At 54.0% G+C, this 15,917-nt stretch carries 17 protein-coding genes; 10 read left to right on the top strand and 7 right to left on the bottom strand.

Annotated features, from left to right (window positions below; genetic code table 11):
* Positions 1–150: 150 nt before the first annotated feature.
* The gene (locus FHW74_RS15580) at positions 151–480 is read left to right on the top strand and encodes a hypothetical protein (RefSeq protein WP_183171290.1); all 330 of its coding nucleotides are present in this window, start codon (positions 151–153) and stop codon (positions 478–480) included.
* A 53-nt stretch (positions 481–533) separates the two neighbouring features.
* Here the strand turns inward: FHW74_RS15580 and azoR are convergent, their stop codons facing one another.
* Positions 534–1,139, bottom strand: coding sequence for an FMN-dependent NADH-azoreductase (gene azoR / locus FHW74_RS15575; protein ID WP_183171289.1), 606 nt, complete (start codon positions 1,137–1,139; stop codon positions 534–536).
* A gap of 202 nt (positions 1,140–1,341) precedes the next feature.
* Between azoR and hrpA the strand changes: the two genes are divergently transcribed.
* Positions 1,342–5,241, top strand: coding sequence for an ATP-dependent RNA helicase HrpA (gene hrpA / locus FHW74_RS15570; protein ID WP_183171288.1), 3,900 nt, complete (start codon positions 1,342–1,344; stop codon positions 5,239–5,241).
* Positions 5,242–5,279: 38 nt separating this feature from the next.
* Here the strand turns inward: hrpA and FHW74_RS15565 are convergent, their stop codons facing one another.
* On the bottom strand, positions 5,280–5,975 hold the full coding sequence (locus FHW74_RS15565) for a hypothetical protein (protein ID WP_183171287.1): 696 nt from the start codon (positions 5,973–5,975) through the stop codon (positions 5,280–5,282).
* Positions 5,976–6,170: 195 nt separating this feature from the next.
* On the opposite strand from FHW74_RS15565, the gene FHW74_RS15560 reads away from it, so the two are divergent.
* The 5 genes from FHW74_RS15560 to cybB all read left to right on the top strand — a co-directional run bounded on the left by FHW74_RS15560 (position 6,171) and on the right by cybB (position 10,548).
* Positions 6,171–6,812, top strand: a complete 642-nt coding sequence (locus FHW74_RS15560; RefSeq protein ID WP_183171286.1) for a TetR/AcrR family transcriptional regulator — start codon at positions 6,171–6,173, stop codon at positions 6,810–6,812.
* Positions 6,802–7,197 carry a VOC family protein gene (locus FHW74_RS15555; protein WP_183171285.1) on the top strand — a complete coding sequence of 132 codons (396 nt, stop codon included), beginning with the start codon at positions 6,802–6,804 and terminating at the stop codon, positions 7,195–7,197. Before FHW74_RS15560 ends, FHW74_RS15555 begins: the two co-directional genes overlap by 11 nt.
* A gap of 74 nt (positions 7,198–7,271) precedes the next feature.
* A complete protein-coding gene (locus FHW74_RS15550) occupies positions 7,272–8,060 on the top strand; it encodes a YdcF family protein (RefSeq protein ID WP_183171304.1) in 789 nt (262 codons plus the stop codon).
* A 358-nt stretch (positions 8,061–8,418) separates the two neighbouring features.
* The gene (gene proP, locus FHW74_RS15545) at positions 8,419–9,924 is read left to right on the top strand and encodes a glycine betaine/L-proline transporter ProP (protein ID WP_183171284.1); all 1,506 of its coding nucleotides are present in this window, start codon (positions 8,419–8,421) and stop codon (positions 9,922–9,924) included.
* A gap of 78 nt (positions 9,925–10,002) precedes the next feature.
* Positions 10,003–10,548, top strand: coding sequence for a cytochrome b561 (gene cybB, locus FHW74_RS15540; RefSeq protein WP_183171283.1), 546 nt, complete (start codon positions 10,003–10,005; stop codon positions 10,546–10,548).
* 27 nt (positions 10,549–10,575) lie between these two features.
* Here cybB and FHW74_RS15535 read toward each other — a convergent pair whose 3' ends face one another.
* Positions 10,576–10,917 (bottom strand): anti-adapter protein iraM, encoded by a 342-nt coding sequence (locus tag FHW74_RS15535; RefSeq protein ID WP_183171282.1) that lies wholly within the window; start codon positions 10,915–10,917, stop codon positions 10,576–10,578.
* Between the two features lie 420 nt (positions 10,918–11,337).
* Positions 11,338–11,493, bottom strand: coding sequence for a hypothetical protein (locus FHW74_RS15530; protein WP_183171281.1), 156 nt, complete (start codon positions 11,491–11,493; stop codon positions 11,338–11,340).
* Between the two features lie 216 nt (positions 11,494–11,709).
* On the opposite strand from FHW74_RS15530, the gene FHW74_RS15525 reads away from it, so the two are divergent.
* The 3 genes from FHW74_RS15525 to FHW74_RS15515 all read left to right on the top strand — a co-directional run bounded on the left by FHW74_RS15525 (position 11,710) and on the right by FHW74_RS15515 (position 13,645).
* Positions 11,710–12,180: an Hsp20 family protein gene (locus FHW74_RS15525; protein WP_183171280.1), complete on the top strand. Its 471-nt coding sequence runs from the start codon at positions 11,710–11,712 to the stop codon at positions 12,178–12,180.
* A 106-nt stretch (positions 12,181–12,286) separates the two neighbouring features.
* Complete coding sequence (locus FHW74_RS15520; protein ID WP_183171279.1) at positions 12,287–12,883, top strand: DUF1349 domain-containing protein; 597 nt, start codon at positions 12,287–12,289, stop codon at positions 12,881–12,883.
* 180 nt (positions 12,884–13,063) lie between these two features.
* Entirely contained in the window at positions 13,064–13,645 is a 582-nt protein-coding gene (locus tag FHW74_RS15515; protein ID WP_183171278.1) for a DUF4142 domain-containing protein, read from the top strand.
* A 167-nt stretch (positions 13,646–13,812) separates the two neighbouring features.
* On the opposite strand, the gene FHW74_RS15510 is transcribed toward FHW74_RS15515, so the two are convergent.
* The 3 genes from FHW74_RS15510 to xisR form a co-directional block, all read right to left on the bottom strand.
* Positions 13,813–14,178, bottom strand: coding sequence for a hypothetical protein (locus tag FHW74_RS15510; RefSeq protein WP_255459924.1), 366 nt, complete (start codon positions 14,176–14,178; stop codon positions 13,813–13,815).
* Positions 14,179–14,381: 203 nt separating this feature from the next.
* The gene (locus FHW74_RS15505) at positions 14,382–15,647 is read right to left on the bottom strand and encodes a site-specific integrase (RefSeq protein WP_183171277.1); all 1,266 of its coding nucleotides are present in this window, start codon (positions 15,645–15,647) and stop codon (positions 14,382–14,384) included.
* Positions 15,647–15,859, bottom strand: a complete 213-nt coding sequence (xisR, locus tag FHW74_RS15500) for an excisionase family protein (RefSeq protein ID WP_144129407.1) — start codon at positions 15,857–15,859, stop codon at positions 15,647–15,649. The genes FHW74_RS15505 and xisR overlap by 1 nt, the downstream gene beginning before the upstream one ends.
* Between the last annotated feature and the right edge of the window lie 58 nt (positions 15,860–15,917).

Raw genomic sequence — 15,917 nt, 5'->3', positions numbered from 1 at the left:
GGCACGATAAACCTCCGTCAGCTGTTTACCGTACTGTTATAACCTGTTACCCATGTGCCCGGTTTAAAGTGTTACCCATGTGACCGGTTCATACATCCGGGGCAGCCCTGAAATGCTACGCTGTTATTCTCATTTTGATGGAGAGCCGTCATGGAACAACACACTTTTCGTCTGCCGCTGGAAGGTATCGATGCGCAGGATAAACAACAGCTTATCCAGTTTATCACGCGCCATGCGGGGATTTTCGAACGCTTTGTGATGTCGGAATTTCCCGGCGATCGTCGTTACGCTTATCAACCGGAGTCGTTTGAAATCGTCAGCCTGGACGACAACCAGTTCACTTTCCGCTGCCTGACGCACTATTTTGAGCCGTGCTGCGATCGCAATATGCATGACGAGCATCAGTATACGGTGGCGTATCAGCGGGACGGGGATGCGCTGACGATCACGCTGGATGAGACGCCATGGGAAGTGGTGTAGCCATAAAAAAAGTGGGCGAGAGGCCCACTCTTTACTCAATTCATCGCTGAAATTTACGCGGCAACCAGGCTATCAATCGCCGCTTTGGCGTCGGTCTGGGCTTTGGTCGCCACTTCCGGGCCGTAAGCAATGCCTTCCGCGAACACGAAGTTCACATCGGTGATGCCGATAAAGCCGAGGAACAGGCTCAGGTACGGCGCAATCAGGTCGGTCGGGGTATCTTTATGGATACCGCCGCGGCTGGACAGCACAATCGCACGTTTACCGGTGATCAGACCTTCCGGCCCTTTCTCGGTATAACGGAAGGTCACACCCGCACGGGCCACCAGGTCAAAATAGTTTTTTAGCTGGGTCGGGATGTTGAAATTGTACATCGGCGCCGCAATAACAATCACGTCATGGGCTTTGAGCTCGGCAATCAGTTCATCAGACAGCGCCAGCGCCTCCTGTTGACGCGGGGTCAGCGGGGCATCGCTCGGACGCAGCGCGCCAACCAGTTCACCGTCCAGTACCGGGATGGGATTGGCCGCCAGGTCGCGCACGGTGATTTCATCCGCGCTGTGCTGCTCGCGCCACTGGTCGACAAAATAATCAGACAACTGGTTAGACTGTGAATACCCTGCCAAAATGCTTGATTTGAGAACTAATACTTTGCTCATGGGTGGTTCCTTTTATTTAGTGATCGGGGTGTGCCCCTTGCTTGAAAACACTCTATTCACAATCCGATTGCAGTGATAGCGCAATATATCGATTCCTATGTTCGAATTTATTGAACAAGGCGTGGGAATGAGCGATGTGGTACTCTACGCCGCATCGCGCTCGACACCTTAACACCTTGTGCACCTAACGTTTAAAAGCACCATGGAAACCAAAAACCTGAATCTGAACGCGCTGATGGCGCGCCTTGATACGCTGATGCTGAAAGATCGCCAGCGTTTTGCGCGCCGTCTGCATGGCGCGAAAAAAGTGAAAAATCCTGATGCCCAACAGGCGATCTTCGCCGAGCTGGAGCAGCAGATTAACGAAGCGGCAGGGAAGGTTCAGTTGCGCCTTGCCGCACGTCCTGAAATTACCTATCCGGATAATCTGCCGGTCAGCCAGAAAAAAGACGACATCCTGGCCGCTATTCGCGATCACCAGGTGGTGATTGTCGCCGGGGAAACCGGCTCGGGGAAAACCACTCAGCTGCCGAAAATTTGTATGGAGCTGGGGCGCGGCATTACCGGGCTGATCGGCCACACTCAGCCGCGCCGTCTGGCGGCGCGCACCGTGGCGAACCGTATTGCCGATGAACTGAAAACCGAGCCGGGCGGCGCGGTGGGTTATAAGGTGCGGTTTAGCGATCATGTCAGCGAATCCACTCAGGTTAAACTGATGACCGACGGGATCCTGCTGGCGGAAATCCAGCAGGACCGGCTGCTGATGCAGTACGACACGCTGATTATCGATGAGGCGCACGAACGCAGCCTGAACATCGACTTCCTGCTTGGCTATCTGAAAGAGCTGCTGCCGCGTCGTCCGGATCTCAAGGTGATTATCACCTCGGCGACCATCGACCCGGAACGCTTTTCACGGCACTTTAACCACGCGCCGATTATCGAAGTCTCGGGGCGTACCTACCCGGTAGAAGTGCGCTATCGCCCGATTGTCGAAGACGCTGACGATACCGAGCGCGACCAGCTACAGGCGATTTTCGATGCCGTGGACGAGCTGAGCCACGAAGCGCCCGGCGATATCCTGATCTTTATGAGCGGCGAGCGGGAAATCCGCGATACCGCCGACGGCCTGAACAAGCTCAATCTGCCGCATACCGAAGTGCTGCCGCTGTATGCGCGATTATCCAATAGCGAACAGAACCGGATTTTCCAGTCCCATACCGGGCGGCGCATCGTGCTGGCGACCAACGTGGCGGAAACCTCGCTGACGGTGCCGGGCATCAAATATGTGATTGACCCGGGCCAGGCGCGCATTAGCCGCTACAGCTACCGCACCAAAGTTCAGCGCCTGCCGATTGAGCCGGTTTCCCAGGCCTCCGCCAACCAGCGTAAAGGCCGCTGTGGCCGCGTGTCGGAAGGCATCTGTATCCGTCTCTATTCGGAAGACGACTTCCTGTCGCGCCCGGAGTTTACCGACCCGGAAATTCTGCGCACCAACCTGGCGTCGGTAATTTTGCAGATGACCGCGCTGGGGCTGGGCGACATCGCCGCTTTCCCGTTTGTCGAAGCGCCGGACAAGCGCAATATCCAGGACGGCGTGCGCTTGCTGGAAGAGCTGGGGGCGATTACCACCGACGAACAGGCCTCGGTTTACAAACTCACGCCGCTGGGCCGCCAGTTGTCGCAACTGCCGGTGGACCCGCGTCTGGCGCGGATGGTGCTGGAAGCCCGTAAACTCGGCTGCGTGCGCGAGGCGATGATTATCACGTCGGCGCTGTCGATTCAGGATCCGCGCGAGCGGCCCATGGACAAGCAGCAGGCCTCCGATGAGAAACACCGCCGTTTCCACGACAAAGAGTCGGATTTTCTGGCGTTTGTCAACCTGTGGAACTACCTTGGCGAGCAGCAAAAAGCGCTCTCTTCGAACCAGTTCCGCCGCCTGTGCCGGGCCGATTATCTGAACTATTTGCGGGTGCGCGAATGGCAGGATATCTACACCCAACTGCGCCAGGTAGTAAAAGAACTGGGCATTCCGGTAAACAGTGAACCGGCGGAGTACCGCGAAATCCACACCGCGCTGCTCACCGGCCTGCTGTCGCACATCGGGATGAAAGATACCGACAAACAAGAGTTTACCGGCGCGCGCAACGCCCGGTTCGCGATCTTCCCCGGTTCCGGCCTGTTTAAGAAGCCGCCCAAATGGACGATCGTCGCCGAGCTGGTGGAAACCAGCCGTCTGTGGGGGCGCATTGCCGCACGCATCGATCCCGAATGGATTGAGCCGGTTGCCCAGCACCTGCTGAAGCGCAGCTACAGCGAACCGCACTGGGAAAGGGCGCAGGGCGCGGTGATGGCGACAGAAAAGGTCACGGTTTACGGGCTGCCGATTGTCGCGGCGCGCAAGGTGAATTACAGCCAGATCGACCCGGCGCTGTGCCGCGAACTGTTTATCCGCCATGCGCTGGTCGAAGGGGACTGGCAAACCCGTCACGCTTTCTTCCGGGATAACCAGAAATTGCGTGCCGAAGTGGAAGAACTGGAGCACAAATCGCGCCGTCGCGACATCCTGGTGGATGATGAATCGCTGTTTGAGTTTTACGACCAGCGTATCGGCCATGAGGTGATCTCGGCCCGGCATTTCGACAGCTGGTGGAAAAAGGCCAGCAAAGAGAACCCGGATCTGCTCAATTTCGAAAAGAGCATGTTGATTAAAGAGGGCGCGGAGAAAGTCAGCAAGCTGGACTATCCGAACTTCTGGCATCAGGGCAACCTTAAGCTGCCGCTCAGCTATCAGTTTGAGCCGGGCGGCGACGCCGATGGCGTGACGGTTCATATTCCGCTGCCGCTGCTCAATCAGGTGGAAGACGCCGGTTTTGAATGGCAGGTGCCAGGGATGCGCCGCGAGCTGCTTATCGCGCTGATTAAATCGCTGCCCAAGCCGTTACGCCGTAACTTTGTGCCCGCGCCAAACTATGCCGAAGCGTTTTTAGGCCGCGCCACGCCGCTGGAGATGCCGCTGCTGGAGTCGCTGGAGCGCGAGCTGCGCCGCATGACCGGCGTCACCGTCGATCGCGAGGCGTGGCAGTGGGAACAGGTGCCCGATCATCTGAAAATGACCTTCCGGGTGGTGGATGAAAAAAATCGCAAGCTCAACGAAGGCAAAGATCTCACGGCGCTGAAAGGCAGCCTGAAAGATAAAGTGCAGGAGACGCTCTCCGCCGTGGCGGATGACGGCATCGAGCAAAGCGGGCTGCATATCTGGAGCTTCGGCACGCTGCCCGATCACTACCAGCAGAAGCGCGGCGGCTACCAGGTGAAGGCCTGGCCAGCGCTGGTGGATGAAAAAGAGAGCGTTGGGATTAAGCTGTTCGATAACCCGCAGGATCAGCAGAACGCCATGTGGCGCGGGCTGCGGCGCTTGCTGTTGTTGAATATCCCGTCGCCGATTAAGTATCTGCACGAGAAATTGCCCAACAAAGCCAAGCTGGGGCTCTATTTTAATCCCTACGGTAAAGTGCTGGATCTGATCGACGACTGTATCTCCTGCGGCGTTGATAAGCTGATAGCGGAACACGGTGGGCCGGTGTGGACCGAAGAGGGCTTTGCCCAGTTGCACGAAAAAGTGCGCGCTGAGCTTAACGATACGGTGGTGGATATCGCCAAACAGGTGGAGCAGATCCTGACGGCGGTGTTTAACATCAATAAGCGGCTCAAGGGCCGGGTGGACATGACCATGGCGCTGGGGCTGTCGGATATCAAAGCCCAGATGAGCGGGCTGGTATACCGCGGCTTTGTGACCGGCAACGGCTATCAGCGCCTCGGCGATACGCTGCGCTATCTGCAGGCCATCGAAAAACGGCTGGAGAAGCTGGCTATCGATCCGCATCGCGATCGCGCCCAGATGTTGAAAGTGGAAGCGGTGCAGCAGGCGTGGCAGCAGTGGCTGAACAAACTGCCTGCCGCGCGCCGTGATGACGATGAAGTGACCGCGATCCGCTGGATGATTGAGGAACTGCGGGTCAGCTACTTCGCGCAGCAACTCGGGACGCCGTATCCGATATCCGATAAACGTGTGCTCCAGGCCATGGAGCAGGTGGGCGTTTAACCACAAGGCTGCACGGGATGTGCAGCCTTTTTTATGGGCTAACTCTGCGGCCTGGCGTCATCTTCATAGGTGAAAGAGACCGCAAAGCTGCTTTCGCCGTTGGCCAGCGGTGGTTTCGGCAACGGACTGGCTTTGGCAGTGTTGATAAATGCAGTGCACAGCGAGCCGCCGTTTTGCTGCTGCTGGATTTCCGGCGGCGCGATGGGCGTGGCGGCGTTTTCGTCGCTGGACGGCCCGTTGGCGAGGGCGGCGTCGATACTGGCATCGGCCATGGCGACGCTGGCCGCGGCGGCCTGCGCGCTCGGCAGCGTCGGGGTGCCTTCAATCTGGTCGATAGTGCCGTCGGCGTTAACGCTCATCAACACTTCACACGCCTGGCCGGACCAGGTGGCTTTATCGGCGTTAAAGCGTTTATCTAATTCAGCCACCACCAGCTTTTGATATTCTTCCCCGGTAAGCGGTTTTGGCTTCGGCGCCGGTTTAAATGCCGCTTTCTGGGCATCGAGTTTTTCAAGGATCTGCGCCAGCTCCGCCGCGCCAAGCGGGTTAACGAAATTCATCCGCTGGCGAATCGCGTTTTTTGACTGGGTGTAACAGGTATCAAAAGCTTGCTGCTCGCCGTTAGATTTCCTGGTGCAATCCACGTCGTACTGGGCGCGTAGTTGGGAAGGGGTGCTGCATCCACTGAGCATGAACAGCGCTGCAAGGGCGATTAAGGGGTAACGGGTTTTCATAACGCGTGAATACCTGGTTTTATCATTAAACGTGCCGGAGCTTCAAAGGCGCAGAATAATGCCGCAAATTGGCGTAATTTTCCATTGCCCATTATCCGTTTTACAAAGCGGCTCAATGCGCTGGCGTTGACGGGCGGTTTAACCAACATAGGCTATTTTTACATTGGTAAGATTTGGCGCAGCGAAGGAGCCTGTATGACGGATGAGAAACGCCCCTATCACCACGGGAGTTTACCCGAGGCGGTACTGGAAGCCGCTGAACGCGTGCTGGTGCGCGACGGGCTGGCGGGCGTCGGGCTACGCGCCATTGCGCGGGAAGCGCAAGTGTCGCACACTGCGCCGAAGCATCACTTCGGGGACCTGGCGAATCTGCTCAGCGAACTGGCGGCCCGGGGATATCAGCGGCTGGCGGCGGCGCTGTTTCGTGCCGCGGAAAACTGCGCGGATGACGCGGCGCGGCGGCGTGCGATGGCGAAAACCTATGTTCACTTCGCCGCGGAGCATCCGCAGCTTTTTGGGCTGATGTTTCGTAATGAGATCATCAGCTTAACCAATCAAAATCTGCTCACCGCCATGCGCCGCGCCATGTTTATGATGGCGCGCAGCGTCGCGTCGCAGGCGGGGGATGGGCAAATCGCCCTGGATGACGCGACGGCGATGCGCGTCACCGTCGCCTGGGCGTATCTGCACGGCCTGGCGACGCTGCTCATCGATAAGCGCCTCAACGGTATTGCCAGAGTCAGCCCGTTTGAAACCGCCCAGGCGCTGGTTGAAGGCGTACTGGAGCAGGTTACGTTAACCATTCATCTGCCATCGGATAACCATCATGAAAGCTAATATCAACTACCTGTTTCACCATTTCGGCATCCCGTTGCAGGATGGCGTTCAGGAAGGGATTTACAGCGCTAATGCCGGTATGTACACCACCGATAATCCCGGCAAGTTTCGTGTTCAATGGCACCGTTTTACCGAGGATTCGCCGCTGCATCCGCTATTAAAAACCGTGCCGCACGTGGCGTTTAAGGTGGATGATTTACAGCAGGCAATTGAAGGTGAAGAGGTGATCCTCGGGCCGTACGAGCCCATCGACGGCTATTTTGTGGCGGTGATTAACGATGCGGGCGTGCCCATTGAGCTGATCCAGACCGGGTTAAGCGATGAAGAACTGTGGGGAAGGGCGCGTTCAGGCCAGGGGAGTTTGTACCGGGATGCGCGTAAGTAGTCCTTTCGGATCCTTCTCCCTGCAACCCTCACGGAGCGAGGATACACTGGTCGCACGTTTTTAACATGGAGAACCTGACGATGACGCCATTTCCTCCTTTATCTCCCGCACTGATCGATGCGGCAAATACGCTGGGCCACTGGCTGGCGCAGGATGACAGCGCAGCGCTGGCGGAAGCGAAAGATATCGGCCTGGTGGTGCTGGCGGGCAATGCGGCGATACCGGCTATCGACGCGGCGTGCCGGGAAGCCGCCGCGCGCCAGGTCCCGCTGCTGATCAGCGGGGGTATCGGTCATTCCACCCCCTTTTTGTATGCCGCCGTGGCCCGCCATCCGCGCTATAACATCCTGCCTACTACCGGGCGCAGCGAAGCGGCAATCCTGGCGGATATCGCTGGCCGGTTCTGGAATATTCCCGCCGATAAACTGCTGGTGGAGGATAAATCCACCAATTGCGGCGAAAACGCGGCCTTTACCCGCGAGATGATGAACGCCCTTGACTTACTGCCGCGTCAGGCGATCCTGGTTCAGGACCCTACCATGCAGCGCCGTACTGCCGCGACGTTCGCCCGCGTCTGGCGCGACGCGCAACATCAGGTGGAATGGTTTAACGTGCCGGGGATTATACCGACCCTGACCGCCACGCCGCGCGATACGCGTTTTGCCGCCGGGGAAGGGATGTGGTCGGTGGATCGCTATCTTTCGCTGATTGTTGGGGAGATCCCGCGGCTGCGTAACGATAAGGACGGTTATGGGCCCAATGGTCGCGGATTTATTGAGGCAGTGGATATTCCCGAGCGCGTTATAGCCGCCTGGCAAACGCTGCGTAACGACCCTTCGCTTAATGCGGTATTGACCCGCTGAGTTTCATTTTTATTGACGCCGGGCCAGCCCCGGCGCAGCTATTTTTCTGGCTTTATCTTTGTAATCATTCGTTTACGGAAACTGTAAATCCTTACCCGCCGATCCATAACTTCAGATTATGTGAAGTTGATCACTATTTACATCCCTGATAAGGTAAATAAGTTGTTACAGCAATGCCTGACACACACAGCGCGATTGCTTATTACTTCATCATGCTGAAATAACAAACCTGCTACGCTTTCAAAGGGGCAACCCTGTTTCTAACTTTTATTTCGCCGCTTAGTGAAACCACGCTCTGCCCGGACTGGGCTACGTGCGTGCAATCTGCTGCCGTTACGGTGATTTTTAGAGGATGACTATGAAACTTAAAAGGAAAAAAATTGAGCCGATATCGCTCTCCGATGTCACGATTATTGATGACTCGCGGCTTCGTAAAGCGATAACGGCGGCCTCCCTGGGTAATGCCATGGAATGGTTCGATTTTGGGGTTTACGGCTTCGTTGCCTACGCCCTCGGTAAAGTGTTCTTTCCAGGCGCCGATCCCAGCGTTCAGATGATCGCCGCACTCGCCACGTTCTCGGTGCCGTTCCTGATCCGCCCGCTCGGTGGTCTGTTCTTTGGGATGCTGGGCGATAAATATGGTCGCCAGAAAATTCTCGCTATCACCATCGTTATCATGTCGGTCAGTACCTTCTGTATCGGGCTGATACCCTCGTATGCGTCGATAGGCATCTGGGCGCCGATCTTGCTGTTGCTGTGTAAGATGGCCCAGGGCTTCTCGGTGGGGGGTGAATACACCGGCGCGTCGATCTTCGTCGCTGAATACTCCCCGGACCGCAAGCGCGGCTTTATGGGCAGTTGGCTGGACTTCGGTTCAATCGCCGGGTTCGTGCTGGGCGCGGGCGTGGTGGTGATGCTCTCCGCGATGATCGGCGAGGAGAAATTCCTTGAGTGGGGCTGGCGTATCCCGTTCTTCCTGGCGTTGCCGCTGGGTATCATCGGGCTCTATTTACGCCACGCGCTGGAAGAGACCCCGGCGTTCCAGCAGCATGTCGATAAGCTGGAGCAGGGCGATCGCGACGGCCTGCGCGATGGGCCCAAAGTCTCGTTTAAAGAGATCGCCACAAAACACTGGCGCAGCCTGTTGACCTGTATCGGCGTGGTGATCACCACTAACGTGACCTACTACATGTTGCTCACCTATATGCCGAGCTACCTGTCCCACAACCTGCATTATTCTGAAGATCACGGGGTGCTGATTATTATCGCCATCATGATCGGGATGCTGTTTGTGCAGCCGATTATGGGCCTGCTGAGCGACCGTTTTGGCCGTCGCCCGTTCGTGATTTTCGGTAGCGTTGCGCTGCTGTTGCTGGCGATTCCGGCGTTTATTCTGATTAACAGCAACGTTATCGGGCTGATTTTTGCCGGTCTGCTGATGCTGGCGGTGATCCTCAATGCCTTCACCGGCGTGATGGCCTCCACGCTGCCGGCGATGTTCCCGACCCATATCCGTTACAGCGCCCTGGCGAGCGCATTTAATATTTCGGTACTGGTCGCAGGCCTGACGCCGACCCTGGCGGCATGGCTGGTAGAAACGTCTAACAACTTGATGATGCCAGCGTATTACCTGATGGTGATCGCGGTGATTGGTTTGATCACCGGCCTGACGATGAAAGAGACCGCCAACCGTCCGCTGAAAGGCGCGACGCCTGCGGCCTCGGACATCCAGGAAGCGCGTGAAATCCTTCAGGAGCATCACGATAACATTGAGCAAAAAATCGAAGATATCGACCAGGAAATCGCCCAGCTTCAGGAGAAGCGTCAGCGCCTGGTGCAACAGCATCCCGACATCAACGAATAATTTACAACGGCCCAAAATATGGGCCGTTTTTTTCGCCGCGGCTACGCTTAAACAGGGATCACTATTCGGGTTTTTGCGATGCGCTCAAAATACACCTCACTGCAAATCACGCTGCACTGGCTGGTATTTCTGCTGGTGATTGTCGCCTATACGGCGATGGAGTTGCGTAGCGAATTTCCGCGCAGCATCCGCCACATTGTCGTTGCTGTTCACTTTAGCTGTGGGATAGCGATCTTCCTGCTAATGGCCACACGGCTGGCGCTGCGCATTAAATACGCCGCGCCGCCCATTACGCCCAGGCCGCATCCGCTGTTTATCGGGCTTTCCCATCTGGTGCATCTGCTGATTTATCTTATCTACCTTGCGCTGCCGCTGCTGGGCGTGACCATGAAATACTATGGCGGCAGCGACTGGGTCGCGTTTGGCATTACGATGCCCGTGGCGGCAGAGCCGGATGAGGATTTTGCCGATACGCTGGCGGATTATCACCAACTTATCGCCCGGCTGGGCTACCTCGTGCTAGCCTTGCATGCCGCGGCGGCGCTGTTTCATCACTATGTCTGGAAGGACAACACGCTGCTGCGCATGCTGCCTGGCAAGCGCTCTTCCCGGCGTAACGCATAACAAAAATTACATTACCCTGTCAGGCGGTTATTCAAGCGGTCTGATGCCATAAGGGCATATTTTAAATAAACAACTCTCAGCGCGGGTACACTCGCAAGAAAGTAGGGCGTCATTGCCCGGACAGCATACAGCGGATTTAAATGTATTCCAGAGACCAGGATTAAAGGGAAAGGCGTGAATGATTTCGATATTTCTGGCGCGTCCATTAATACTAATGCCAAAATAACCGGTGTTAAGGATGTTTCCTGCGCGGATAAAATAACTGCCTTTATACCATAATATGAGTTTTAAGTTTTTGGCACTTGTGACTAAAGCGAAAAAGGTGCCGGTCGAGGGGCAAACTAACTGCTTTTCTACAACCCATTCCATGCGAAAATACGACTCCTGTGGTGTGTTTGCACTTATAAAACAGCTTTTTGAAACTGCGATTCAATATTAGCAAACGAAATCATCTTGTCTAATAAAAATCTGAAAAAATTCTCTTAAACAAAATTTTAAAATTTATGATGATGGTTTTGTTTTATTTACTTATTGATATTTAAGACTATTGCAACGCTTGTGGGTATATTAATTCTGCCGGGTATTATTTTTTGGCTATTATTAACCTTCGGGAATGGATTAATGACTGTAATAGGCTGGAGTTTCCGAGGTGTTACGCTTTGCGCTTTGCGAAAAGGCACAGAATAATATCGATAAATAAAAGTCTTTAATAAGTCTGGGATTAAAAGATCATTTTTCCAAAATGATCTCTACAATTTCGTTACGGGTTATTAAATAGCCAATCTGCCGTTATAGCGTCATGCCGATCACCGCATTGACCACCGATGAGGCCATCAATACGCCGCCGACGATAAAACAGGCGCTGTTTCGCCGGCTCGCACCCAGGGTGATCAACACCATGGCGGCAGCAAAAAATGGGATGGCGATGATGCTGAATGTGTTCATAATTCTTCCTGGGCATTTTTCGGGTCATTAATGGCAGGATAGGAAGTTTGCGGCATCACATTCAACTCCCTTTTCTTGTAGGACCCGGTGAATGACCCAGGGAAATTTTTTTATTTCCCCCCTTGAAACCGCCGTTGACGATCCTATTTTAGTAACGGACAAGCCACGCTTGCCTTTAACTTGAACTTTTGAATTGATGATTCAGGAGGTTAACGTATGGCACTCAGAACCTTGTCAGCATTTCCTGGCTTTGCTGATTCCGTATTTAGCGATCGCTTTAACCGTATCGATCGGCTCTTCAGCCAGTTAACGGGGGATACCCCGGTTTCCGCATCACCCGCTTATGACCTTAAAAAAGTAGACGGCAATCATTATCTGCTTACTTTAAGCGTGCCCGGCTGGAAAGAAGAGGAGCTGGAGATTGAAACGGTGGGCGGCAACCTGCATGTCTCGGGTAAACGTTCGGCCAGCGAATCCGAGAGTGAAGAGGGCTGGATTTATCGGGGCATCCGACGCGCCGATTTTCGCCTGAGCTTCTCGTTGCCTGAGTTTGCGAAGGTCGATAATGCCAAACTGGATAGCGGGCTGTTATACGTTTCCATCTATCAGGAAATCCCGGAAAGTGAAAAGCCGCGTAAAATCGCTATCGAAAATTCGCAGCAGGTCATCGAGCATAAAGCGTCATAACGACATCGTGATTCACTGTTTCAGGCCCACTTCGGTGGGCCTTGTTATTTCCCGTTGAGACGCGTCGGATGACTGCTATAAATAACGTGATACGAGGAGAAAACGGATGATCATAATTGATTCGCTGCAAGCAGAGGGCGGCATTTGGCTGAACCCACCCGATAATTATAGTTTTGAGAACGGAAATCTGCGCTTCACCACCCAGGCTAATACGGATTTTTGGGCGCGGACTTTTTACGGTTTTCAGCGCCATAGCGGCCACGCCTGGGGATTTGATATCGAAGGGGAATTCACCCTTCAGGTAAAAGTCATGGCGGAGTTCACCCATCTTTATGATCAGGCGGGCATCTTTATTCAGGATGACCAGGAACACTGGGTTAAAGCAGGCATTGAGTTTAATGACGAGCTGCCCGCTATCGGCAGCGTGGTAACGCGTGGCACGTCGGACTGGGCAACCGGTTTGTTCCCGGGGGATCCGGGCACATTCTGGATGCGCGCTACCCTGGAAAACGAGGCATTACGGATCCAGTATTCTACAGACGGTAAAACGTGGCCGCTGCTCAGGTTGTGTCACTGGCCTCACCGTCAAAAACGCTTTGTTGGCGTCATGGCGTGTACACCGGAAAGACAGGGTCTGGAGGCTATTTTCAGCGACTTTGCGCTCGGTAAGCCTTACGGCAAACCGCTGCACGACCTGACCTGACCAAAATTTTCCGCTAGCTAACGCCCTGTGTTGCCGTCAATTCCTGCCGCTGGGCGTGAGGTTTGTCACTTAATCTGCTGTCTACCACTATACTGACCATAACCGTGGTTATTTTCATACGAAACCGCACACGGTTGATTATTTGGCACTAACCTCATCCATGACCTCCAGGAGAGCAAAATGCAAAAGCGTAAGACCTTGAAAAGTCTGCTCGCCATATCGGCAATAGCAGCGATGTTCAGCACTGTTGGCGTGCAGGCCCAGACGCAGACCAACGCCGCGCAGAATAGCGCCGCAGGCCAGACCGCATCGAGCGGCGCGCTCAGCGCTGGCGACCAAAAAGCGTTGAAGGACATGGCGCAGGCCAATATCAATGAAGTCGCCGCCGCCAGGATTGCGCTGCAAAAGGCCCAAAATAGCGAAGTTAAAACCTTCGCGCAGAAGATGATTGAAGACCACGGCAGTGCTTTAACCAAAGTTCAGGCTGTGGCCCAGCAAAAAGGCGTGACACTGCCGACTGAGCCGGATGCCATGCACAAGGACATGGCCGCGAAGCTTGAACAGCAGACTGGCGACGCCTTCGACAAGATGTATATGGAAAACGCGGGCACCAAAGACCACGAGATGGTGCTGTCGAAGCTGAAAAGCGATGCCCAGAATATCAAGGATCCCGATGTTAAGGCCCTGGCCGACGCGCACACCCCCGTGGTTGAGCAGCACTTAAAGTCCGCCCAGCAGATGACAATGCAATCAGGTAAGTAAACCGGCTACCGGCGGGTATACGGCCCTGATACTCACTCTGTGAGATAACAACGGGAATTGACCCGAAGCAGCCGTTCGACAGGCTGCCCGGGCAAACATTGCGAAGGATCGCTCCTGGCAAATCGTCGGCTTACTGACGCGAGTCTCGATAAACCCGGCCCTTAGCCTCATTTCCATTTAAAAGAAGCCGTTACCGTATTAAAAATCAGGGTCGCCTCCTGCCATTCTTTACCCTCAAGAAGGGTTTCAACGCACTGAACAGGGTACAGGTCATCGGCAGGTTGAAAACGCTGATAATCGGAATCCGCATTTAGCATCACATCGTGATTTACGTTGACGATCCAGCCGTCAGGGTTTTCGGGATCGGGCTGGCGTGTGCATAACAGCCTGGCCTGATAGAAATCATCCGGTAACCCTTCCAGCATGCAGCCCGTCGCCCACTGGATGAGCTGCTGGTCGGTGTATTGTTTCGGTTCCTGTTCCGACTGCTGGCTGCTGATCATTCGATTAAGCGTCTTTAAAAACGAGAACATCGGTTTTCCCTGATAGATTTCTTCGACTGTGTTTCATGCCCACAGTCTACAACGTTATGCATGAATATCTTAACCTCAATGATTCTAACTCCCTGAATCCCAACAAAAACATAAATTTTACAACTACTTGTCCATCCTGTTACTATACCCCCCTATAGTATCAAGGGGTTATTATAACTTATTGATTACTAATGGTTATTTTATCATTTGATGCTTTTCAGGGGCGTAATGGGGGCGGTTGCCAATTTTCCATTCAGCATCTCAACCTGATCCCCGTCGAATTCTTTTATCCAAGATGAATAGACGCGATAGACCATTTGCGCATCTTCATGCCCGAGCTGGCTGGCGATAAATGTAGGGTTTGCACCCGCAGATAACGCCCAGCACGCAAAAGTATGCCGGGTCTGGTAAGGCGTCCTTCTGCGAATTCCGCTTTTACTCACCGATACATCCCACCGATCGCTTATGGACTGAGTGGAGAAATACCTGCCTGGCTGACCGTAACGTAAACCCGGTACGAAAACGAAACGGTGATTTTGGATCTCGGTTTTCCCGTACTCTCTGAAATGCTGAACAATCTCTGTAATCGCTAAATTGCCGGTAACTGAATGCTGGGCTTTCAGCGCTTCGAGAGCCGGGGCAAGTAGGGTGATGATGCGATCACCCGCGAGTGTTTTAGGCGGAACAAAATCCCCCCGGCCTGTCAAGTTTCTCCTGATATGAACCGTGCCTGCATTTAAATCAACATCGTCCCATGCAAGCGCCGCAATTTCCCCGTGACGCAGACCTGAATTAATGGCGAACTGCCACATATTTCGATCCTGTCCGGTTATCGCCAGTATGAGCGCGGCATATTCATCTCTGAGAAGAGGGTCTGGTTTGGTGCGATCCTTATGTAGCTTGGGAATGTACTCGAACGGCTTATCTTGTATGAATTTGCTCCTGTGGGCATAGCGAAGAATCTGACAGGTCAGGGATATGTAGTCATTGACCGTGTTAACACTGCGACCGACTTTCTTTCTTTTGTGGCCATCTGCGTAAAAAGTTTCTCCCCGCAGTAGTTCTTTGCGGTAGTTCATCATGTCGCTGTGTGTGATATCGGCTATAGGTGTCATCTCGCCGATAATCCTGTTCATTGTCTTTAGCTGGGCGAGAACGCGTGCCATAGTATTCTTTGAGATATCTTCTTCTTTTGCACCCAACCAGAGTGCGACTAACTCTCCCCATGTTTTTGCTACACGTGTGGAAGTAAATTTTTTAACCGCATTTGATTCTGGAAAACGAAGCGCGTAATCGAACTCGCCCAGCTGGATCTCGCTCATGATCAGCGCCCGCAGGCTGCCGGCTTTTCTGATATTGGCATTATTGACTACCCAACCCTTCAGTACCTCACGACAACGCTTGCCACGGAAGGTGAAGGTGATACGAATTTTTCCATTATGTATTTCAACACCCGTTGGGTAATTCATTACGATTCCTGTACCAGCTGATTGATGCGCGGATAGTTGTACCAGATGATCCCTCGTTTGGTTTCTTTTCCTGTCATTGTGACTTTTTTGAAGTGAACACCTTCCACCCATGTTCCATGTCGATGCTCTTTGATCTGCCGGTTACTCAGGCCGGTTTTTTCGGCCAGTTTTAACTCGACAACCCATTCTTCGTTAAAAATAACCTGTGCCATAGTTGCTCCATGGCGGCAGACATGAGTATATCCACGCCCGCCGCAGTGAGTTGATAAA

It is taken from the genome of Atlantibacter sp. RC6 (assembly GCF_014193285.1).
In the GTDB taxonomy this organism is placed as follows: domain Bacteria; phylum Pseudomonadota; class Gammaproteobacteria; order Enterobacterales; family Enterobacteriaceae; genus Atlantibacter.
The sequence above is the reverse complement of the archived record's forward strand: the minus strand, read 5'-3'. Positions and strand labels throughout refer to the sequence as shown.